Origin of the sequence: Mammaliicoccus sp. G-M28 (assembly GCF_022386595.1) — a bacterium.
In the GTDB taxonomy this organism is placed as follows: domain Bacteria; phylum Bacillota; class Bacilli; order Staphylococcales; family Staphylococcaceae; genus Mammaliicoccus; species Mammaliicoccus fleurettii.
In genome coordinates this window covers 1-21,038 of record NZ_JAJNIF010000016.1, presented here as the reverse complement: position 1 = coordinate 21,038, position 21,038 = coordinate 1, and the positions used below count along the sequence as shown (strand labels likewise).

The following is a 21,038-nucleotide window of genomic DNA, read 5'->3' as shown; positions in this document are numbered from 1 at the left end:
TAGTCATATGAGAATTAAATTATAATATAATAAAGTGTGTATAAATGGAGGTATTTGTAATGCAAAAATATGCAGTCATATTAGCTGCTGGTAAAGGTACAAGAATGAAATCTAAACTTTACAAAGTTTTACACCCGGTAGCTGGTGAAGCAATGGTTCAACATGTTATTGATAGCGTTAAAAATGCTGGTGTAGAAACAGTAGTTACAGTTGTTGGACATGGAGCAGAAAAGGTTAAAGAAACTATTGGTCATACATCTCAGTTTGTACATCAAGAAGAACAATTAGGAACGGCTCATGCAGTTAAAACTGCTAAAGATATATTGGGAAATAGCAAGGGCACAACAATTGTCGTGTGTGGTGACACACCATTAATTAGTGATGAGACTATTAGCTCGCTGTTAACATTTCATGAAAATGAAAATGCTGTAGCAACTGTATTATCTGCAAAAGTGAGTAATCCATTTGGTTATGGTAGGATTATTCGAGACAAATCTGGTTTAGTGTCAGAAATTGTTGAACAAAAAGATGCTTCAGAAGGGCAAGTTGAAGTAAACGAAATTAGTTCTGGGATTTTTGCATTTGATAATGAAAAATTATTCGAAACTTTAGAAAAAGTACAAAATGATAATGCTCAAGGTGAATATTATTTACCAGACGTTATACGAATCTTAAAAGAAGAAGATGAAAAAGTGGCTGCATACATTACGGATGACGTAGATGGCATTATGGGTGTGAATGATAGAGTACAACTAGCAAAAGCAGAGCAGAAAATGAAAGAACGTATTAATTTACAACATATGATAAATGGTGTGACAATTGTGGATCCTGCTACAACTTATATAGGAAAACACGTTGTGATTGGTGAAGACACAGTAGTTGAACCAGGTACAAGAATTGCTGGCAAAACAATTATAGGAAAAAATGTTGCGATTGGAATGAATTCTGACATCAAAAATAGTACAATTAAAGATAATGCAACAATTAAGCAATCTGTGATTACAGATTCTGTTGTAGGTGAATTTTCTACAGTCGGACCTTTTGCACAATTAAGACCGGGTACTGAGTTAGGTAAAGAGACAAAAATTGGTAACTTCGTAGAGACTAAGAAAGCAGTCTTGAAAGATGGCGCCAAAGTTTCTCACTTAAGTTATATTGGAGATGCAGAAGTAGGCGAAAGAACAAATATTGGCTGTGGCTCAATAACTGTTAATTATGACGGGGTTAATAAATTCCGTACCATTATAGGAGATGATGCGTTTATTGGATGTAATTCAAATCTAGTTGCACCAGTAGAAGTTGGAGATGGATCATTCATAGCAGCAGGTTCAACAATTACAGATGATGTGCCTGATGAAAGTTTAGCGCTTGGTCGTGCTAGACAAACTACAAAACAAGGATACTACAAAACGAAATAAAAGGAGCCGTCAAAAAATGAGTCAAAATGATATTGGAGGAACAGAAATGTTGAATACTGAATATAAGAACTCTTCATTAAAAATATTTTCACTTGAAGGAAATCAGCCTTTAGCACAAGAAGTTGCAAATCTAGTAGGAATTCCATTAGGGAAATCGACAGTTAAGAGATTTGCTGATGGTGAGGTTCAAATTAATATTGAAGAAAGTATTCGTGGTTGTGATGTATTTATTATTCAACCAACATCAAATCCAGTAAATGAACACTTGATGGAATTATTAATTATGATTGATGCTTGTAAACGTGCATCAGCAGCAAACATTAATATTGTAATGCCTTATTATGGTTACGCTAGACAAGATCGTAAAGCAAGAAGTCGTGAACCTATCACAGCTAAACTTGTGGCAAACATTATTGAAAAAGCTGGCGCTAGTAGAATGATAGCACTTGATTTACATGCTCCTCAAATTCAAGGGTTCTTTGATATACCGATTGATCATTTAATGGGCGTACCAATTTTATCCAACTACTTCTTAGAAAAAGGTTTGGACCCTGAATCAACAGTTGTTGTATCACCAGATCATGGTGGAGTAACAAGAGCTCGTAAAATGGCAGACCGTCTTAAAACACCTATAGCAATTATTGATAAACGTCGTCCAAAACCAAATGTCGCAGAAGTGATGAATATCGTCGGGGACATAGATGGTAAGACTGCTATCATTATCGATGATATTATTGATACAGCTGGAACAATCACTTTAGCTGCTGACGCACTCGTTAAAAAAGGTGCAAAAGAAGTATACGCATGTTGTACTCATCCAGTATTATCTGGCCCTGCAAAAGAACGTATCGAAAGTTCTCAAATTAAAGAATTAGTTGTTACAAACTCTATACAGTTGCCAGAAGATAGAAAACCAGCCAATGTTAAAGAGTTATCTGTAGCAGAATTATTAGCACAAGCTATCGTGCGTGTGTATGAACAAGAATCAGTTAGTGTGCTATTTGATTAATTTTTAATATTCGTGTATAATAACAAACGGTTCATTTTAATGGACTAAATAACCACTTACAAGCAACATTTAATGTTGATGGGTGAGTGTAGGAGCGCATATTGCGCAAGTATGAAAGGTGGAAAAGATAATGACTTCATTAAAGTCAGTTATCCGTCAAGGTAAACAAACTCGTTCTAGTTTACGTAAATTAAGAGCTTCAGGTGTTATTCCAGCAGTAGTATACGGTTACGGTGCTAAAAATACATCTGTTAAAGTTGATGAAATTGAATTCATCAAAACAATTCGTGAAGTTGGACGTAACGGTGTTATCGAATTAGGCGTTGGTTCTAAATCAATCAAAGTGATGGTTTCAGATTATCAATATGATTCTCTTAAAAACCAAATCACACATGTTGACTTCTTAGCAATCAACATGAAAGAAGAATTAACTGTTGATGTACCTGTATTATTAGTAGGTGAAGCAGCTGGTGCTTCTGAAGGCGGCGTAGTTCAACAACCATTATTCAACTTACAAGTAACAACAACTCCAGATGCAATTCCTGAAAATATCGAAGTTGATATTACAGAATTAGGTATCGGTGATAGCTACTTAGTAGGTGACTTAAATGCAACTGAAAAATATTCTATCGAAAACGATAAAGAAGAAGCAGTTGTAACAGTTGTTCCTCCTACAGAAGAACCTGATGAAGACGCTGAAGAAACTGCAGCTGAAGAAGCAGATGCAGTAGCTGAAGAAGAAGCAGACAAAGAAGAAGCTGAAGAAGAAAAATAAGCTTCTAAATAGCTTGAGAGGCTGAGACAAATTAATTGTCTCAGCCTCTTCTTTTTATTTAAGTATAGTTAGATGAAATAAATCATAAAAATGCTATAATATATACTTAGTATTAATATGGAGGTTACAACATGAAATGTATTGTTGGACTTGGAAATATCGGAAAAAAATATGACCGTACGCGTCACAATATAGGATTTGAAGTAGTTGATGAACTAGTGGAACGCCATCAATTACAAATAGATAAACAAAAATTCAAAGGTGCATATACAATAGGATTAATTAACGGAGAAAAAGTAATGCTTATTGAACCTATGACTTTTATGAATTTATCTGGTGAGGCGGTAAGACCGCTTATGGATTATTACAATATAGATATAGAGGATTTAGTTGTACTATATGATGATATGGACCAATCTCAAGGACATTTGAGATTACGTCAGAAAGGAAGTGCTGGTGGCCATAACGGTATGAAGTCATTAATTCAACATTTAGGAACAGATCGATTTAATAGAATAAGAATTGGAATTGATCGCCCTACAAATGGTATGAGTGTACCTAGTTATGTACTTCAGAAGTTTTCTGATGATGAAATGATTACAATGGAAAAAGTAATTGACCGTGCAGCTGATGCTTGTGAAGCGTTAATTAAAGGCGAAACTTTTCAAAATGTAATGAACCAGTATAATGGTGAAATAAAATGAAACATGTTATGCATGAAATCATACAAGCAGATGAACGTTTTCAAGATTTAGAACAAATTTTTGGAGAAAAAAATATACTTGTTACAGGATTGAACCAATCTAGTAAAGCATTGCTTATATTAGAACAATATATTAAAAGTGATAAACAATTAGTAATAGTTACAAACAACTTGTATCAAGCAGATAAATTAGAAGCGGATATTCTGCAATTACTACCTCCAGAAGAAGTGTTTAAATTCCCTGTACAAGATATTATGATTGAAGCATTTTCTACACAAAGTCCAGACTTAATGAGTGAAAGAATTAGAACATTAACCCAGCTTGCACAAGACAAGAAAGGGTTATTTATCGTACCCATTAATGGACTAAAAAAACAATTAACGCCAAAAAATATTTGGAATGAACATTATAAATCAATTAAAATTGGCGACGAGATCGATTTAGATGATTGGGCTAAACAACTCGTAGATATGGGTTATAAGAGGCAAACATTGGTTTCTGCAATCGGTGAGTTTTCTATTCGTGGTGGTTTAATTGATATTTATCCTGTAACTGGGGATCCAGTTCGTATTGAATTGTTTGATACAGAAGTAGATGGTATGAGACTGTTCGATGTAGAAACACAACGTTCTTTAGATAATATAGAACAAGTAGAAATTACGACTGCAAGTGATTATATCTTCACTAGTGAACAAATCAATCGATTGTCTGAACGAATGGAAGAATCTTATGAAACAACCCGTCAAAAATTACCTACTGAAATACGTCCTGACTTAAAAGATACGTATCAAAATATATTGATGCAAAGTGATGAATTGAAAGATCATCAAATTTTAAGACGTGTTATTGCATTTATGTATGATGAGATAACCACTTTAACGGATTATTTAGCTGATGATGCACGCATTGTTGTAGATGAATATAATCGAATTAAAGAAACTGAGAAATCTCTAGATGTTGAAATTGAAGAGTTTACGCAATCACTAATTGAATCTGGTCAAGGATTTGTAGGTCAACGTTTTATTTCTGAAAATGCATTTACTGATTTGTTAAATCAACATAAAGTTGCCTATTTCACATTATTTACGGCAAGTATGCCAGTAGAAATTGAAGAAATGGTTAAATTTTCGTGTAAACCAGTACAAAGATTTTATGGACAGTATGATATTATGCAATCTGAATTTGATCGATTTATGAAGCAAGGGTTTACTGTTGTCTTGTTGGCTGAATCTGAAACGAGGAAGTCTAAAATTCAAAGTATGCTGACTGATATGAACATACCAACAGTAATCGATAGAGTTACAGAAGTAGGTCAAACAGGACAAGCTGTTGTAACTGACGGTGCTTTATCAGAAGGATTTGAACTACCTTATATGAATTTGGTGGTAGTCACTGAAAAAGAATTGTTCAAAGCTCGCGAACGTAAACAATCTAAGAGAAGACAAAAATTATCTAATGCAGAAAAAATAAAATCTTACCAAGAGCTTAATGTCGGTGATTATGTTGTACATGTTCATCATGGTGTCGGTAAATATTTAGGTGTTGAAACTTTAGAGGTTTCTGGTATACACAAAGACTATATTAAAATTCAATATAAAGGCACAGATCAATTGTTTGTACCTGTAGATCAAATGAATGATGTACAGAAATTCGTAGGTTCAGATGATAAAGAACCGAAAGTTAATAAACTTGGTGGTACTGAGTGGAAAAAAACAAAAGCGAAAGTACAAAAAAATGTTGAAGATATTGCAGATGAATTATTAAAGCTATATCAAGAACGTGAACAAGTTGAAGGATATCAATTTGGGCCAGATACAGAAGAACAAATGACATTTGAAATGGACTTCCCATATGAACCTACGCCTGACCAAGTCACTTCTTTAGAAGAAATCAAAGAAGACATGGAAAAAAGAAGACCAATGGATAGGTTATTATGCGGTGATGTAGGTTATGGTAAGACAGAAGTGGCCATAAGAGCGGCTTTTAAAGCTGTCATGGAAGGAAAGCAAGTTGCTATTTTAGTGCCTACAACTATCCTTGCACAGCAACATTTTGAAACCTTTAGAGAACGTATGCAAGAATATCCAGTTGAAATACAAATGATGAGTAGATTTAGAACGCCAAAACAAGTAAAAGAAACGAAAGCAGGCATTAAATCAGGATTTGTAGATATTGTTGTTGGAACACATAAATTACTAAGTAAAGATGTGGAATATAAAGATTTAGGGTTATTAGTAGTAGATGAAGAGCAAAGATTTGGTGTAAAACATAAAGAACGTATAAAAGCATTAAAAACAAACGTAGATGTACTTACTTTAACTGCAACGCCTATACCAAGAACACTGCATATGAGTTTATTAGGTGTAAGGGATTTATCAGTTATTGAAACGCCACCCGAAAACAGATTTCCCGTTCAGACATATGTTCTAGAACAAAATATGAGCTTTGTTAAAGAAGCGCTTGAGCGAGAACTTTCACGAGGTGGTCAAGCATTCTACTTATATAACAGAGTGCAGTCTATCTATCAAAAAAGTGAACAATTATCTATGTTAATGCCAAATGCAAGAATTGGTGTTGCACATGGACAAATGTCTGAGCGTGAATTAGAAGAAACGATGCTAAACTTTGTAGATGGTGAATATGATATTCTTGTCACAACGACAATCATTGAAACAGGTGTTGATGTACCAAATGCTAATACATTAATTATTGAAGATGCTAATAGATTTGGTTTAAGTCAGCTGTATCAATTGCGAGGAAGAGTTGGTCGTTCAAGTCGAATAGGATATGCGTACTTTTTACATGAACAAAATAAAGTATTAACAGAAGTTGCAGAACAAAGGCTACAAGCAATTAAAGAATTTACTGAATTAGGTTCAGGGTTTAAAATTGCAATGCGTGATTTGAATATTCGTGGTGCAGGTAATCTTTTAGGAAGTCAGCAACATGGATTTATAGATTCTGTAGGTTATGATCTGTATTCTCAAATGTTAGAAGAAGCGGTTAATGTGAAACGAGGTATTGAACCTGAATCAGAAGTGCCGCAATTAGAAGTCGATATTAAAATAGACGCTTATATTCCGGCTGAATATATTAAGAATGAACAAGCTAAAATTGAAATGTATAAAAAGTTAAGATCCATTTCTACACAAGCTCAGCTAGAAGATATACAAGATGAATTATTAGATCGTTTTGGCGAATATCCTATAGAAGTGAAACGACTTTTAGACGTAGTTGAAATTAGGTTGAATGGTATTCACTTCGGTATTACAGAAATTAAAGAAGTGGTTAAAGTAATACAATTGACTGCATCTGAATATACTACAAACCATTTAAAAGGGGATGTGTTATTCAAAGTGACAGAACCTCTAGGTAGAAAGCTTAAAATAGCAGTTGCAGACAATCAAATGGTATTTAAATTGCAAAAAACAAAGCAATGGTTAGATGATTTGAAATTCTTAACTAAAGTGATAAATGAAAGTTTGGTAGATGATGACACAATCTAAACCTATTTTTAATAGTGTATTACTGTTAACAGGTACAATGATAATAGTAAAAATATTAAGTGCGATTTATAGAGTACCTTATCAAAACATTTTAGGTGATGAAGGATTGTATGCTTATCAACAAGTATACCCTCTAGTTGCGATAGTGAGTGTAGTTAGTTTAAACGCCTTACCAAGCGTAATGAGTGGTTGGATGATTAAACGAAACTATAATGAGATAGTTGGGATGTTTTGGTTCATGCAAATGATTTGCATGGTCATCGGTGTTGGCATATTTCTTAGTGCAGAGCTTATTAGCGAATTGATGGGTGATGCGAACTTAACACCTATGATTCGAATGGCAAGTTTAGCGATGTTACCACTCGTTTTTATTTCAATGGTTCGTGGATATTATCAAATGAAGCATAATATGAATTATATAGCAGTATCTCAAGTGATTGATCAAGTGCTAAGAGTTGGTGTCATACTAATTGCAATCATCATCTTTATAACGATGGATATATCTATTTATCAAGCTGGTACGTTAGCTATTGCTGGATCTGTCTTAGGACTAATTTGTGTTGTTATATATTTCTTGTTTAAAAGAAAACCAAAATTACAGTTTTCCTGGGAAATAAAGATGAAAGATACTAAAAATATCATAACTATGACTATTTTGTATGCAATTTCTTATTTAATACTTATTTTGTGGCAAATTGTTGATTCATTTACGCTCATCAATTTACTTCAAGACACGGGATATACTTTTCATGAAAGTATAAAAGTAAAAGGTATTTTTGATAGAGGTGCTTCTCTTATACAGATGGGGCTAATAATCACGACAACTTTTAGCTTTGTTCTAATTCCGTTATTAACGGATCAACTGCAAAAGAAAAACAATAAACTTGTAAATGAATATGCTAATACTTCTTTAAAAATAACTGTGCTGTTTAGTATGGCAGCAGCTATTGGTTTAATAAATTTATTACCATTACTTAATACAGTGTTCTTTAAAACAAATGAATTGATAGGGACATTAAGTGTCTTTATGCTTGCTGTTGTATTTGTTACTTTTATCATTATGTATACTGCTTTACTACAAGTGAAGCTAAAAAGAGGCGTATTATTTTCAGCGCTATTAATTGGCCTTATTTCGAAAATAATTGGCAATTATATCTTTGTCTTGAATTTTGGTATATTGGGTGCAAGTTTGTCTACGGTGCTTTCGCTAGCGATATACACGTTAGTCTTGCATGTGTTTGTAATGAAACTTTATCGATTCCAAAGTATGGGATTATTTATATTTAAAGTCATAACTCTTTTAATAATTATGTCAGTAATTGTGCAAACGATATTACTGATACATACTACATCAAGATTAACGAGTCTACTTTTAATGATTTTGGCGGGTATTGTTGGCGTAACTATAGTCATAATAGGTATAATAAAAATGAAAATATTAATAAAAGATGAATGGAAACATTTACCTTTAATGGATAAAATAATAAAGGAGTAATTAAATCATGGCGCAACAAATTATAGTTGTTGGCTTAGGTAATTATAGTATTGATGAATTGCCTATGGGTGTTTATCGCAAGCTTCAGTCTGCTGACACAGTATATGCAAGAACACTGGAACATCCAGTAATAAAAGAATTAACTGATTTAAAGTGGCAAGGTTTTGATAGTGTTTATGAAAAACATGCAGATTTTATAACTGTATATGAAGAAATTGTGGACACTTTAATTAAAAAAGCTGACACTGAAGATGTTATTTATGCCGTACCAGGTGATCCTATGGTGGCAGAAACAACAACTCAACTTCTTATAGAAAGATATCCGGATGTTAAAATTCTTGGTGGTAAAAGCTTTTTAGATGATATGTTTAGAGCTGTTAATATCGATCCAAACGATGGCTTTACTTTATTAGATGGAACTAATTTGGAAGATACTACATTGAATGTGAGAACAAATACGATTATTACGCAAGTTTACGACCAACTTGTAGCTTCTGATATTAAAGTCACTTTAATGGAAAGATATCCTGATGAACATCCAGTGAAGTTAGTATCTAATGCTAGACTTGGTGTGGCGGATGTTATAACTTGTCCTTTATATGAAATGGATCATCACGCTGAACTATCTAACTTAACGAGTTTATTTGTGCCAAAGATTTCAGAACAACAACAAATGTACAATGACTTCCAATATTTAGAACAAACTATCGATACACTTGTATCTGAAGATGGTTGTCCGTGGGATAAAGTACAAACACATGAAACGTTAAAACGTTATATAATTGAAGAATCATTTGAATTGATTGAAGCAATTGACGAAGAAGACATTGATCACATTATAGAAGAACTCGGAGATGTTTTACTGCAAGTCATGTTACACGCTTCTATTGGTAAAAAAGAAGGCTACTTTGACGTTAGAGAAGTTGTACAAGAACTCACTAGTAAAATGATTCGTAGACACCCTCATGTTTTTGGAAATAAAGAAGCAAAGAATATCGAAGATCTTAATCAAATTTGGCAAAGCGAAAAGTTAAAAGAAGGTAAAGTGAAACTAGAAAAACTAGAAAAAATATTTGCTGATTACTTTTTGAAGTTGTATGATAAAACCAAATTAGAGGGTCTTAGTGAAGATGAACTAAAAGAATTTATAAATAAAGGAGACTTAACAATTTGAGATTAGATAAGTATTTAAAAGTATCTCGATTAATTAAACGTCGTACACTTGCAAAAGAAGTCAGTGACCAAGGTAGAGTTAAAGTGAATGGTCAGACTGCTAAAGCAGGGACAACTGTAAGTGTAGAAGACGAATTAGAAATTCGACTTGGAAACAGAATTATTGTAGTTAAAGTAACAGGATTGTCAGAACATGCAAATAAGGAAAATGCTAAGACGATGTTTGAAGTAATCAAAGAAGAAAAAATACAAGATTCTATATAAATAAGGAGGTACGTATATGGCGCAAAAAATTAAAAATCTAGACAATGAATTTACGCAGTCACAAAATAAAAAGAAGAAGACTGTCAATAAAACGCGCCAAGTGGTACGAAAGAGACTGACCTTATTTGGTGGAGTGTTATTGTTAATTATTCTTGTTATGGTTATTATGTTAGTTCTTCAAAAAAATCGTAATGATGAATTAGTGCAAGAACGTAAAGATAAAGCTGTAACTTATGAAAAGTTACAGGATAAGGAAATAGAACTTAAAGAACAAATTAAACGCCTTAATGATAAAGAGTATATTGAGAAGCTTGCAAGAAGTGAATATTTCTTAAGTAATGATGGCGAAATAATATTTAAATTACCAGATGAAAAAAAACAATCGGAAAAAGACAAATAATCTATATATGGCGTTGTATAATTTTGCATAGAAGCATATAATAAGGTTAAAGTGAAATTATATCAGGAGGATACAGTAATAATATGTCAATTGAAGTAGGCAATAAAGTCAAAGGGAAAGTTACAGGTATTAAGAATTTTGGTGCATTTGTAGAATTACCTGAAGGTAAAAGTGGCCTTGTGCATATCAGTGAAGTGGCTGATAACTACGTCGAGAACGTGAATGACCATTTAACTGTAGGCGACGAAGTAGAAGTAAAAGTATTAACAGTGGCTGATGATGGTAAAATAAGTTTATCAATTAAAAAGGCTAAAGAACGTCCAAAGCGTCAAGCGCCTAAGAAAGAACCAAAGCCTGAAGACTTTGAGAAGAAATTATCAAACTTTTTGAAAGATAGTGAAGATAAGTTGACGTCTATAAAAAGACAAACTGAATCACGTCGCGGTGGTAAAGGTGCAAAACGATAATTAATTATAATAAAAAGAGGCTAATTAGTTGAGCCTCTTTTTATTTTGAAAAGATCAAGTGAATTTTTGAAATTGAGGTGTGTAACAATGCTCGATATAACTTGGAATAAAAATGATAATTTAGCATTGGCTGTTTCAACAGGAATAGATAGTATGTCACTATTACACATGTTAAATACGACTTATAAACACACATATCATAATTTAATTTGTTTTCATGTTAATCATGGTTTAAGAGAAGCATCGAAAGAAGAAGCAGCATTTATTGAACGTTTTTGTAAAGAACGGGATATTGAAATATATATTAAAACTTTAGATTTAAGCGAAGTTGTGAATCGTGAGAAAAGCATTCAAGATGTATCTAGAAAAATGAGATATGAGTGGTTTGATGAAATGATGAAACAAACTCAGAGCGATGTGTTGTTGACTGCACATCACTTAGACGATCAAAAAGAAACAATTACTTATCGATTGTTTACTGGAAGAATTGGTCGTGCCTCTTTAGGAATTGAGCAAGTTCAAGAAAGAAAAGATTACATCATAAGTAGACCATTTTTAAATTTACGCAAATCATCATTAGTTAAATATCATGAAGAATTTGCATTCCGTTATTTTGAAGATGTTTCTAATAAAGACACTAAATATACACGCAATTATATACGCAACAAAATCTTACCTGTTATTCAACAACGTGAAGAGTTGTCAACAGACCATTTACTCGATTTAAATCAATGGATGAATGATGCAAGAAGTTTAATAGTTGAGCAAGCTATGTTATTTATAAGTACTGAAGTTCAGCAGTTAAATAAAGTTGTGATTAACAGAAATTCATTTAATCGTTTGAATCGCTTAGTTAAGATAGAAGTGTTAGATCAATTGTTAGAATCATATGTACAACAACGTTTCAGTGTTAAAGCATACAAAGAATGGATAGGTATATTTGAGAATTTTGAAAAACAATCTATATTTCATATATCTGATGATTGGCAGTTTATAGTAGCATATGATAAATTATTACTATGTGAAGATATTGAGTTCAATGTAAATTCTAAATTTATAAATCGTAACGAGCAATATGTATTTGGGAATTGGTTAATTGAAGCGAACGACATAGCATCGCCTTTATTTATAAGAAAGAGACTGTCTGGAGATCGTGTTCAGTATTATAACCGGGGAAATAAACATCACAAAAAAGTTAATAGAATCATGATTGATCATAAGATTGACATACATAAGAGAAACAATTGTCCGATTATTTTATATGGTGATGATATTATTGCAATTGGTGACTTTTGGATGGATTCTAACTTTAAAAACGCATTAACTATTACTTATATTGGAGATGACTTTAATGAATGATTCGATTAAGTCTGTTGTTTTATCAGAGGAACAGATTCAAGAAAGATGCAAAACATTAGGAAAGCAAATCACCGAAGATTATAATGGAAAGACACCTATATGTATAGGTATTTTAAAAGGTTCAATCATGTTTATGGCTGACTTAATAAAATGCATTGATACACATGTAGAATTAGATTTTATGGATGTATCTAGTTATCATGGAGGTACTGAATCAACGGGAGAAGTAAAAATATTAAAAGATTTGAGTACTTCAGTAGAAAATAGAGATGTCATCATCATTGAAGATATTCTAGAAACTGGTACGACATTAAATTCAATAGTCGATTTATTAAAATATAGAAATGTTAATTCTATTGAGATTGTAACATTGCTAGATAAACCGATGAAGCGTAAAGTGGATATTGAAGCTAAATATGTTGGGGAAAAAATTCCTGATGAATTTGTAGTAGGATACGGACTTGATTTTGCAGAGAGATATCGTAACTTACCTTATATTGGAACGCTTAAACCTGAAATATATCAATGATGTATATCGTTAAGGTTAATTACTAGCGTAAGAAATTACAAATATGGTAAAATTTTTGTTAGTTTTATTAATTGAGTAGGAGGACAAATTGAATGCAAAAAGCTTTTCGAAATATATTAATGATCGCGCTTTTAGCTATCGTCCTTTTTGGTGTTTTCCAGTTCATTAATGGCAATGGACAATCACCAAAACAGCTTACATATAATGAGTTTATGACGAAGCTTGAAAAAGGCGATTTAAAAACGTTAACTATACAACCTGAACAGAATGTGTATATGGTTAGCGGCGAATTAAAAGATGGTAAAGATGAAACATATACATCTTCAGTTTTGTTTAACAACCAAGATGATTTGAAAAAAATTACTGATACTGCCGAAAAACAAGATGATTTAAAATTTAATGTTAAAGAAGAAGAAAAACAAAGTGTCTTTGTTAGTGTATTAACAACACTTATACCTGTTTTAATTATTGCATTTTTATTCATATTCTTCTTAAGCCAAATGCAAGGCGGCGGCGGTGGCGGCGGCCGAGTAATGAACTTTGGTAAATCAAAAGCTAAACTTTATGATAACCAGAAGAAACGTGTTAGATTCTCTGATGTAGCAGGTGCTGATGAAGAGAAACAAGAATTAGTAGAAATTGTCGATTTCCTTAAAGATAATCGTAAATTCAAAAAAATGGGTGCACGAATTCCGAAAGGTGTTTTACTTGTTGGTCCTCCAGGTACAGGTAAAACATTACTTGCTAGAGCAGTAGCGGGTGAAGCTGGAACACCATTCTTCTCAATAAGTGGTTCTGACTTCGTTGAGATGTTCGTTGGTGTCGGTGCAAGTCGTGTACGTGACTTGTTTGAAAATGCTAAGAAAAATGCCCCATGTATCATCTTTATTGATGAAATTGATGCAGTTGGTCGTCAACGTGGAGCTGGTGTTGGCGGTGGTCACGACGAACGTGAACAAACGCTGAACCAATTATTAGTAGAAATGGATGGATTCGGTGAAAATGAAGGAATCATTATGATTGCTGCAACAAACCGTCCTGACATTTTAGACCCAGCGTTATTACGTCCAGGTCGTTTCGATAGACAAATTCAAGTGGGACGTCCAGATGTTAGAGGACGTGAGGCAGTACTTAAAGTGCATGCTCGTAATAAACCATTAGATGAAACAGTAGACTTAAAAGCAATATCTCAAAGAACACCAGGGTTCTCTGGTGCAGATTTAGAAAACTTATTAAACGAAGCTTCATTAGTAGCAGCTCGTTCTGATAAAACTAAAATTGACATGAGAGATATAGAAGAAGCAACAGATAGAGTTATTGCAGGTCCAGCTAAGAAAACAAGAATGATTTCTGAAAAAGAAAAAAATATTGTTGCTTACCATGAAGCTGGTCATACGATTATCGGTTGTGTACTAGATGAAGCTGAAATGGTTCATAAAGTTACAATTGTGCCACGTGGCCAAGCTGGCGGTTATGCTATGATGCTTCCTAAAGAAGATCGTTACTTTATGACTGAACCAGAACTTTTAGATAAAATCGTTGGTTTACTTGGTGGACGTGTATCTGAAGAAATTAACTTTGGAGAAGCATCAACTGGTGCGCATAACGACTTCCAACGTGCAACTGGTATTGCACGTAAGATGGTTACTGAATATGGTATGAGTAAAAAAATTGGCCCATTACAATTTGGTAGCTCTGATAGTGGACAAGTATTCTTAGGTAAAGATATGCAATCTGAACCAAATTATTCAGATCAAATTGCGTATGAAATTGATTCAGAAATACAACGTATTATTAAAGAACAATACGAACGTTGTAAACAAATTCTAACTGAACACAAATCACAATTAGAATTAATCGCTAAAACTTTATTAGTTGAAGAAACATTAGTGGCTGAACAAATTCAATCATTATTCAAAGAAGGTAAGTTACCAGAAGTTAAATATGATGATTCTCATCTTGAGCAAAAAAATGATTCAGATGAAGACAAATATGAAGGTGACTTAACAAAACAAGAAGGTACATTAGATATTGAAGACAAAGAAGTTGGTAAATCTTATGATGAAGTTAAAGATGAAGTATCTCATGAAGAAACAAATGAAGATACAGATTTAGATGACAAATCAGATGAGCCTGCTCACGAAGAAAAGCCAAATATTGATGACCTAGGTGACAACAAGCCGACAGATCGTAAAGAATAATTTCACAAAGTCCCTTTCAATGCATTGATTGAGAGGGGCTTTTTTTAAAGAAGGAGTATAAATATGACACAAGATTATTTAGTAAGAGGCTTAGCTTTTAATGATGAAGTTAGAGCTTTTGCTGTAAAAACAACAAATACCGTACAAGAGGCACAAACTCGCCATTATACTTGGCCAACAGCTTCTGCTGCATTAGGTAGATCAATGACAGCGGGCGTAATGATGGGTTCAATGTTGAAAAATGAAGAAAAATTAACAATAACTATTGATGGCGGTGGACCAATTGGTAAAATTATGGTCGATGCCAATGGTAAAGGTGAAGTAAGAGGATATGTTCAAAATCCACAAACGCATTTCCCGTTAAATGAACAAGGAAAATTGGATGTGAGACGTGCAGTTGGAACAGAAGGTATGCTAAATGTCGTTAAAGATATTGGATTAAAAGACTACTTTACTGGCTCTACTCCAATTGTCTCTGGAGAATTAGGCGAAGACTTTACTTACTACTTTGTTACAAGTGAACAAGTTCCTTCAGCAGTCGGACTTGGGGTACTAGTTAATCCTGACAATTCTATTAAAGCTGCTGGTGGATTTATTATTCAACTAATGCCTGGAGCATCTGAAGAAACGGTTTCAGCAATTGAAGAAAAAATAAATCAAATGGAACCAGTATCTAAATTAATAGATAGAGGTTTATCACCAGAAGAAATAATTGAAACAGTATTAGGAAAAGAAAATACAAGATTTATTAATAATATGGATGTAGATTTTAAATGTAATTGTTCAAGTGAGAAATTTTTAAATGCTATTAAAGGTCTTGGTGAAGCTGAAATAGATGCAATGATAGAAGAAGACCATGGAGCAGAAGCAGAATGTCATTTCTGTAGAACGAAATATCAATATAGCGAAGATGATTTAATCGCACTTAAAAATGCACTTTAATCTAGTAAATACTTTCACTTTATATGAAGGTTTGTTATAATTAATATATCCGATAAATAAACTAAGGTATAAAATACTGTTTAGGAGTGAAGTATAAATGGCTAAAAGAGTAAATAATATTGTAGAATTAATAGGTGATACGCCTGTAGTTAAATTAAACAATGTCGTTGAAGATGATTCAGCAGATGTTTACGTTAAATTAGAATATCAAAACCCAGGTAGTTCGGTTAAAGATAGAATTGGTTTAGCAATGATAGAAGCTGCTGAAAAAGAAGGAAAAATCAAACCAGGTGACACTATTATTGAACCTACTTCAGGTAATACGGGTATAGGTTTAGCAATGGTTGCAGCTGCTAAAGGTTATAAAGCAGTGTTTGTTATGCCAGATACAATGAGTAGCGAACGTCGTGCATTATTAAAAGCTTACGGTGCTGAATTAGTATTAACACCTGGGGCAGAAGGTATGAAGGGTGCAATTAAAAAAGCTAAAGAACTTAAAGACGAAAAAGGTTACTTTGAACCACAACAATTTGAGAACCCAGCAAATCCTAAAGTCCATGAGTTAACTACTGGTCCTGAAATTGTAGAACAATTTGAAGGCATTCAAGTTGATGCTTTCTTAGCAGGAGTTGGTACTGGAGGAACTTTATCAGGAGCTGGTAAAGTACTGAAAGAAAAATACCCTGAAATACAAATTGTAGCAATTGAGCCAGAAGCTTCAGCAATCTTAAGTGGTGGAAACCCTGGACCTCATAAACTACAAGGTTTAGGTGCTGGATTCGTACCTGACACTTTAAATACTGACGTTTATGACGATGTTATAAAAGTTGGAAACGAAGAAGCAATGGAAATGTCTAGAAAAGTTGCTAAAGAAGAAGGAATTCTTGGCGGTATTTCTTCAGGAGCTGCAATTGTAGCAGCATTGAAAAAAGCTAAAGATTTAGGTAAAGGTAAAACAGTTGTAACAGTATTACCAAGTAATGGTGAACGTTACCTATCTACACCTTTATATGCTTTTGAAGACTAATGATTTAGAATAAAGCATAAGTATTAAGTATCACGTCTGTAATGAAATAACTTATATAAGTTATTTCATTAAGGCGTGATTTTTTAAATTTGTTATAATAAGTACTATCTAAGAAAAAGGAAGGAAGACTACTTTGAATAACACAAAAATCATGGGTATTTTGAACGTTACCCCAGATTCATTTTCAGATGGTGGTTCGTATAATAGTGTTGAAAAGGCGAGAGAACACGCAGAAAAACTCATTTCAGAGGGTGCTGATATTATAGATATTGGTGGTGTATCTACTAGACCTGGGTATACAGAAGTAAGTTTAGAAGAAGAACTCAACAGAGTAATTCCGGTTATAGAAGCGCTAAGTGACTTAGATGTTCAACTTTCAGTGGATACATATAGAAGTAAAGTTGCTGAAGAGTCGTTGAAGAGAGGCGTAACAATGATAAATGATCAGTGGGCCGGTTTATATGACCCTGAAATTTTAAATGTTGTAGCTGAATACAATGCTGAAATTGTACTTATGCATAATGGTGATGGAAAAAGAGAACAGCCTGTTATGGAAGAACTATTACTTTCATTATTAAAACAAGCAAATCAAGCTGAAATTGCTGGTATCCATGGAAAAAATATATGGTTAGATCCAGGGATAGGGTTTGCGAAAACTAGAGAAGAAGAACGTATCGTTATGTCCCGTTTAGATGAATTAGTTGCTACAGGATATAATGTATTACTTGCGACAAGTCGTAAAAGATTAATTAATGATTTATTAGGTGGCAATAGTAGTGTTGATGAGCGCGATGAAGGTACAGCAGCAACAACTGCATATGGTATTGAAAAAGGGGTACATGCAGTTAGAGTACATAATGTACAAATGAACAAAAGAATTGCCCAGACGATTGATACTTTAAAGGAGATTCGAATTAATGGATAGAATTATATTAAAAGGTATGTCTTTTTATGGATATCATGGCGCGTTCGAAGCGGAAAATGAATTAGGACAAATATTTTTAGTGGACTTAGAACTATTTTTAGATTTATCCGAAGCTGGTGAAACTGACGACCTTGAAAAGACTGTTCATTACGGAGAAGTGTTTGAATTAGTTAAAGAAATTATGGAAGGTAAACCCGTACAATTAATTGAACATCTCGCAGAACATATTGCAAAACAAGTCTTTTCGCACTATAATCGAGTATTGGAAACCAAAGTTAAGATTACTAAAAATAATCCGCCGATACCTGGTCATTATGAAGGTGTAGGTATTGAGATAGTGAGGAAGAGATAAATGCACACCGCATATTTAGGTTTAGGAAGTAATATGGGAGATAGAGAACTTCAATTAGAAGAAGCGATTAAATTACTTAATGAAGTTAATGGTATTGAAGTTATCCAGAAATCCCCGATATACGAAACAAAACCAGTAGGATACACAGAACAACCTGATTTTTTGAACATGTGTATTGAAATCTCAACTGAATTGGAATCATCAGAGTTATTAAAAGTTTGTATGATGGTTGAGCAACAGCTCCATCGAGTTAGAGTAGAAAGATGGGGGCCTCGTACAATTGATATAGACATTTTATTATATGATCAATCCGTTATTCAATCACCAGACCTAGAAGTACCACATCCAAGAATGACAGAGAGAGCATTTGTAATGGTACCACTTAACGATATCGCCTCAGATGTTGTTGAACCAATTTCCAAGAAATATATATGGGAACTATTGCTAAACGACGAACAAGTAGTAAAGTATAAGAATGAGGAAAGTTAAAATGTGTGAAAAGCAATTAAACAAACAGAAACAAGAGATGAATTAGGAGATGTTCTTGAACGATTTTTGAAAGTAATGAAAGAATAAGTAGAACTAAGTGCAATTTAAATAAGGAGTGGAATATCATGTCAGAAGAAATGAATGACCAAATGTTGGTTCGTAGAGAAAAATTACAAGAGTTAAGAGATTTAGGAATCGATCCGTTTGGCGAGAAATTTGTTAGAAGCGGTGATTCAGTAACTTTACACGAAGAATGGGATCAGTTTAGTAAAGAAGAGCTTCACGATAAAGAAGAAGGCTCAGCAGTAGCTATAGCAGGTCGTTTAATGACTAAAAGAGGTAAAGGTAAAGCTGGATTTGCTCATGTTAAAGATATTACTGGTCAAATTCAAATTTATGTTCGTAAAGACCAAATAGGTGATGATCAATTTGAAATTTGGAATCATGCAGATTTAGGAGATATAGTAGGTGTAAAAGGTGTGATGTTCAAAACAAACACTGGAGAACTGTCTGTTAAAGCAAAAGAATTTACTGTTTTAACTAAGTCTTTACGCCCTTTACCAGATAAATATCATGGTTTACAAGATATAGAGCAACGTTATCGCCAACGTTATTTAGATTTAATTACTAGTGAAGAATCAACTAAAACATTCATTACAAGAAGTCAAATCATTCAAGAAATGAGAAACTACTTAAACACTAAAGGATTCTTAGAAGTAGAAACACCAATGATGCACCAAATAGCTGGTGGCGCTTCAGCACGACCTTTCGTAACACATCACAACGCTCTAGATGCGACTTTATACATGAGAATTGCTATTGAATTGCACTTGAAACGATTAATTGTTGGTGGCTTAGAGAAAGTATATGAAATTGGTAGAGTATTCCGAAATGAAGGTGTATCTACAAGACATAATCCTGAGTTTACTATGATTGAATTATACGAAGCATATGCAGATTACAATGATATTATGGACCTTACTGAATCAATGGTAGCTTCTATCGCTGAAAAAGTATTAGGATCAACTACTGTTCAATACGGAGAAGAATCGATTGATTTAGCTCCAAAATGGAGAAGATGGCATATGGTTGACGCAGTAAAAGAATATACAGGCGTCGATTTCTATGAAGTTAAGTCTGATGAAGAAGCACATGCACTTGCTAAAGAACATAATATTGAAGTAGAAGGTCGTATGACATATGGTCATATCCTTAATGAATTCTTTGAACAAAGAGTAGAAGAAAAATTAATACAACCTACATTTATTTATGGACATCCTATTGAGATCTCACCATTAGCTAAGAAAAATCCTGAAGATCCAAGATTCACTGATCGTTTTGAATTATTTATTGTAGGAAGAGAGCACGCTAATGCATTTACTGAATTAAATGATCCTATTGATCAACGTGAAAGATTTGAAGCTCAAATGAAAGAAAAAGATCAAGGTAATGATGAAGCTCACGAAATGGATGATGATTTCATAGAAGCTTTAGAATATGGTATGCCTCCTACAGGTGGACTAGGTATTGGTATTGATCGTCTTGTTATGTTATTAACAAATTCTGCATCTATAAGAGATGTTTTATTGTTCCCATATATGAGACAAAAATAATGTTTAATAAAAAGGTGTGGTTCAGCATTAAGCTGACCACGCTTTTTTTGTTTTAAAAATAACAACTCAAAACACTGATATGAAAGCTTTTGTAAAAAAAGTTATAATAATTTGATTGAAAGTGTTGACGAAAGGATGGAAATTAGGTATTATATAAAGGTCGCTGAAAACAAGGCGCATATCAATTCGAGATGTTTGTAAAGAAAGTTAATAAGGTGTAAAATTTACTATTGAAAAGCCTTGTCGAGTTCTTTATAATATATAAGGTAAGACAAAAACGAAACAACATTGTCTGGTGGCGATAGCAAAGAGGTCACACCTGTTCCCATGCCGAACACAGAAGTTAAGCTCTTTAGCGCCGATGGTAGTTGGGCTTACGTTCCGCGAGAG

The 21,038-nt window shown here is 33.4% G+C and carries 19 protein-coding genes and 1 rRNA gene; all 20 read left to right on the top strand.

Features of this window, described 5'->3' with window-relative positions:
* Window positions 1-59: 59 nt before the first annotated feature.
* Entirely contained in the window at window positions 60-1,418 is a 1,359-nt protein-coding gene (gene glmU / locus LQ609_RS11245) for a bifunctional UDP-N-acetylglucosamine diphosphorylase/glucosamine-1-phosphate N-acetyltransferase GlmU (protein ID WP_239734758.1), read from the top strand.
* 46 nt (window positions 1,419-1,464) lie between these two features.
* Window positions 1,465-2,427 (top strand): ribose-phosphate diphosphokinase, encoded by a 963-nt coding sequence (locus tag LQ609_RS11240; protein WP_078358395.1) that lies wholly within the window; start codon window positions 1,465-1,467, stop codon window positions 2,425-2,427.
* Between the two features lie 130 nt (window positions 2,428-2,557).
* Complete coding sequence (locus LQ609_RS11235; RefSeq protein ID WP_107509485.1) at window positions 2,558-3,202, top strand: 50S ribosomal protein L25/general stress protein Ctc; 645 nt, start codon at window positions 2,558-2,560, stop codon at window positions 3,200-3,202.
* 131 nt (window positions 3,203-3,333) lie between these two features.
* A complete protein-coding gene (pth, locus tag LQ609_RS11230) occupies window positions 3,334-3,906 on the top strand; it encodes an aminoacyl-tRNA hydrolase (RefSeq protein WP_107509486.1) in 573 nt (190 codons plus the stop codon).
* Window positions 3,903-7,412 carry a transcription-repair coupling factor gene (mfd, locus tag LQ609_RS11225; protein WP_119634366.1) on the top strand — a complete coding sequence of 1,170 codons (3,510 nt, stop codon included), beginning with the start codon at window positions 3,903-3,905 and terminating at the stop codon, window positions 7,410-7,412. The genes pth and mfd overlap by 4 nt, the downstream gene beginning before the upstream one ends.
* Entirely contained in the window at window positions 7,399-8,907 is a 1,509-nt protein-coding gene (locus tag LQ609_RS11220; protein WP_239734757.1) for a polysaccharide biosynthesis protein, read from the top strand. Before mfd ends, LQ609_RS11220 begins: the two co-directional genes overlap by 14 nt.
* Window positions 8,908-8,914: 7 nt before the next feature.
* On the top strand, window positions 8,915-10,081 hold the full coding sequence (locus LQ609_RS11215; RefSeq protein WP_107509488.1) for a MazG nucleotide pyrophosphohydrolase domain-containing protein: 1,167 nt from the start codon (window positions 8,915-8,917) through the stop codon (window positions 10,079-10,081).
* A complete protein-coding gene (locus tag LQ609_RS11210; protein ID WP_078358369.1) occupies window positions 10,078-10,344 on the top strand; it encodes an RNA-binding S4 domain-containing protein in 267 nt (88 codons plus the stop codon). Before LQ609_RS11215 ends, LQ609_RS11210 begins: the two co-directional genes overlap by 4 nt.
* 16 nt (window positions 10,345-10,360) lie before the next feature.
* Window positions 10,361-10,744 (top strand): FtsB family cell division protein, encoded by a 384-nt coding sequence (locus tag LQ609_RS11205; protein ID WP_078358368.1) that lies wholly within the window; start codon window positions 10,361-10,363, stop codon window positions 10,742-10,744.
* Window positions 10,745-10,827: 83 nt separating this feature from the next.
* Window positions 10,828-11,211, top strand: a complete 384-nt coding sequence (locus LQ609_RS11200) for a S1 domain-containing RNA-binding protein (protein ID WP_078358367.1) — start codon at window positions 10,828-10,830, stop codon at window positions 11,209-11,211.
* A gap of 87 nt (window positions 11,212-11,298) precedes the next feature.
* On the top strand, window positions 11,299-12,570 hold the full coding sequence (gene tilS, locus LQ609_RS11195; RefSeq protein WP_078358366.1) for a tRNA lysidine(34) synthetase TilS: 1,272 nt from the start codon (window positions 11,299-11,301) through the stop codon (window positions 12,568-12,570).
* Window positions 12,563-13,099 (top strand): hypoxanthine phosphoribosyltransferase, encoded by a 537-nt coding sequence (gene hpt / locus LQ609_RS11190; protein ID WP_078358365.1) that lies wholly within the window; start codon window positions 12,563-12,565, stop codon window positions 13,097-13,099. Before tilS ends, hpt begins: the two co-directional genes overlap by 8 nt.
* Window positions 13,100-13,191: 92 nt before the next feature.
* Window positions 13,192-15,300, top strand: a complete 2,109-nt coding sequence (gene ftsH / locus LQ609_RS11185; RefSeq protein ID WP_107509489.1) for an ATP-dependent zinc metalloprotease FtsH — start codon at window positions 13,192-13,194, stop codon at window positions 15,298-15,300.
* 63 nt (window positions 15,301-15,363) lie between these two features.
* Complete coding sequence (gene hslO / locus LQ609_RS11180) at window positions 15,364-16,242, top strand: Hsp33 family molecular chaperone HslO (RefSeq protein ID WP_078358363.1); 879 nt, start codon at window positions 15,364-15,366, stop codon at window positions 16,240-16,242.
* A gap of 97 nt (window positions 16,243-16,339) precedes the next feature.
* Window positions 16,340-17,269, top strand: a complete 930-nt coding sequence (gene cysK, locus LQ609_RS11175) for a cysteine synthase A (protein WP_218703056.1) — start codon at window positions 16,340-16,342, stop codon at window positions 17,267-17,269.
* A 133-nt stretch (window positions 17,270-17,402) separates the two neighbouring features.
* Entirely contained in the window at window positions 17,403-18,194 is a 792-nt protein-coding gene (gene folP, locus LQ609_RS11170) for a dihydropteroate synthase (protein WP_107509491.1), read from the top strand.
* On the top strand, window positions 18,187-18,546 hold the full coding sequence (gene folB, locus LQ609_RS11165) for a dihydroneopterin aldolase (RefSeq protein ID WP_078358361.1): 360 nt from the start codon (window positions 18,187-18,189) through the stop codon (window positions 18,544-18,546). The genes folP and folB overlap by 8 nt, the downstream gene beginning before the upstream one ends.
* Complete coding sequence (gene folK / locus LQ609_RS11160; protein ID WP_078358360.1) at window positions 18,547-19,035, top strand: 2-amino-4-hydroxy-6-hydroxymethyldihydropteridine diphosphokinase; 489 nt, start codon at window positions 18,547-18,549, stop codon at window positions 19,033-19,035.
* A gap of 125 nt (window positions 19,036-19,160) precedes the next feature.
* Window positions 19,161-20,648, top strand: coding sequence for a lysine--tRNA ligase (lysS, locus tag LQ609_RS11155; RefSeq protein WP_078358359.1), 1,488 nt, complete (start codon window positions 19,161-19,163; stop codon window positions 20,646-20,648).
* Window positions 20,649-20,939: 291 nt separating this feature from the next.
* Window positions 20,940-21,038 (top strand): 5S ribosomal RNA (rrf, locus tag LQ609_RS11150); the annotation flags it as partial.

What these genes read in the sequence shown, in the direction of transcription:
- LQ609_RS11235 (WP_107509485.1), top strand. Translation starts at nt 2,558, where the DNA reads ATGACTTCATTAAAGTCAGTTATCCGTCAAGGTAAACAAACTCGTTCT.
- folB (WP_078358361.1), top strand. Translation starts at nt 18,187, where the DNA reads ATGGATAGAATTATATTAAAAGGTATGTCTTTTTATGGATATCATGGC.
- LQ609_RS11240 (WP_078358395.1), top strand. Translation starts at nt 1,465, where the DNA reads ATGTTGAATACTGAATATAAGAACTCTTCATTAAAAATATTTTCACTT.
- LQ609_RS11200 (WP_078358367.1), top strand. Translation starts at nt 10,828, where the DNA reads ATGTCAATTGAAGTAGGCAATAAAGTCAAAGGGAAAGTTACAGGTATT.
- hslO (WP_078358363.1), top strand. Translation starts at nt 15,364, where the DNA reads ATGACACAAGATTATTTAGTAAGAGGCTTAGCTTTTAATGATGAAGTT.
- lysS (WP_078358359.1), top strand. Translation starts at nt 19,161, where the DNA reads ATGTCAGAAGAAATGAATGACCAAATGTTGGTTCGTAGAGAAAAATTA.
- pth (WP_107509486.1), top strand. Translation starts at nt 3,334, where the DNA reads ATGAAATGTATTGTTGGACTTGGAAATATCGGAAAAAAATATGACCGT.
- mfd (WP_119634366.1), top strand. Translation starts at nt 3,903, where the DNA reads ATGAAACATGTTATGCATGAAATCATACAAGCAGATGAACGTTTTCAA.
- cysK (WP_218703056.1), top strand. Translation starts at nt 16,340, where the DNA reads ATGGCTAAAAGAGTAAATAATATTGTAGAATTAATAGGTGATACGCCT.
- LQ609_RS11205 (WP_078358368.1), top strand. Translation starts at nt 10,361, where the DNA reads ATGGCGCAAAAAATTAAAAATCTAGACAATGAATTTACGCAGTCACAA.
- LQ609_RS11220 (WP_239734757.1), top strand. Translation starts at nt 7,399, where the DNA reads ATGACACAATCTAAACCTATTTTTAATAGTGTATTACTGTTAACAGGT.
- folK (WP_078358360.1), top strand. Translation starts at nt 18,547, where the DNA reads ATGCACACCGCATATTTAGGTTTAGGAAGTAATATGGGAGATAGAGAA.
- LQ609_RS11215 (WP_107509488.1), top strand. Translation starts at nt 8,915, where the DNA reads ATGGCGCAACAAATTATAGTTGTTGGCTTAGGTAATTATAGTATTGAT.
- glmU (WP_239734758.1), top strand. Translation starts at nt 60, where the DNA reads ATGCAAAAATATGCAGTCATATTAGCTGCTGGTAAAGGTACAAGAATG.
- hpt (WP_078358365.1), top strand. Translation starts at nt 12,563, where the DNA reads ATGAATGATTCGATTAAGTCTGTTGTTTTATCAGAGGAACAGATTCAA.
- ftsH (WP_107509489.1), top strand. Translation starts at nt 13,192, where the DNA reads ATGCAAAAAGCTTTTCGAAATATATTAATGATCGCGCTTTTAGCTATC.
- tilS (WP_078358366.1), top strand. Translation starts at nt 11,299, where the DNA reads ATGCTCGATATAACTTGGAATAAAAATGATAATTTAGCATTGGCTGTT.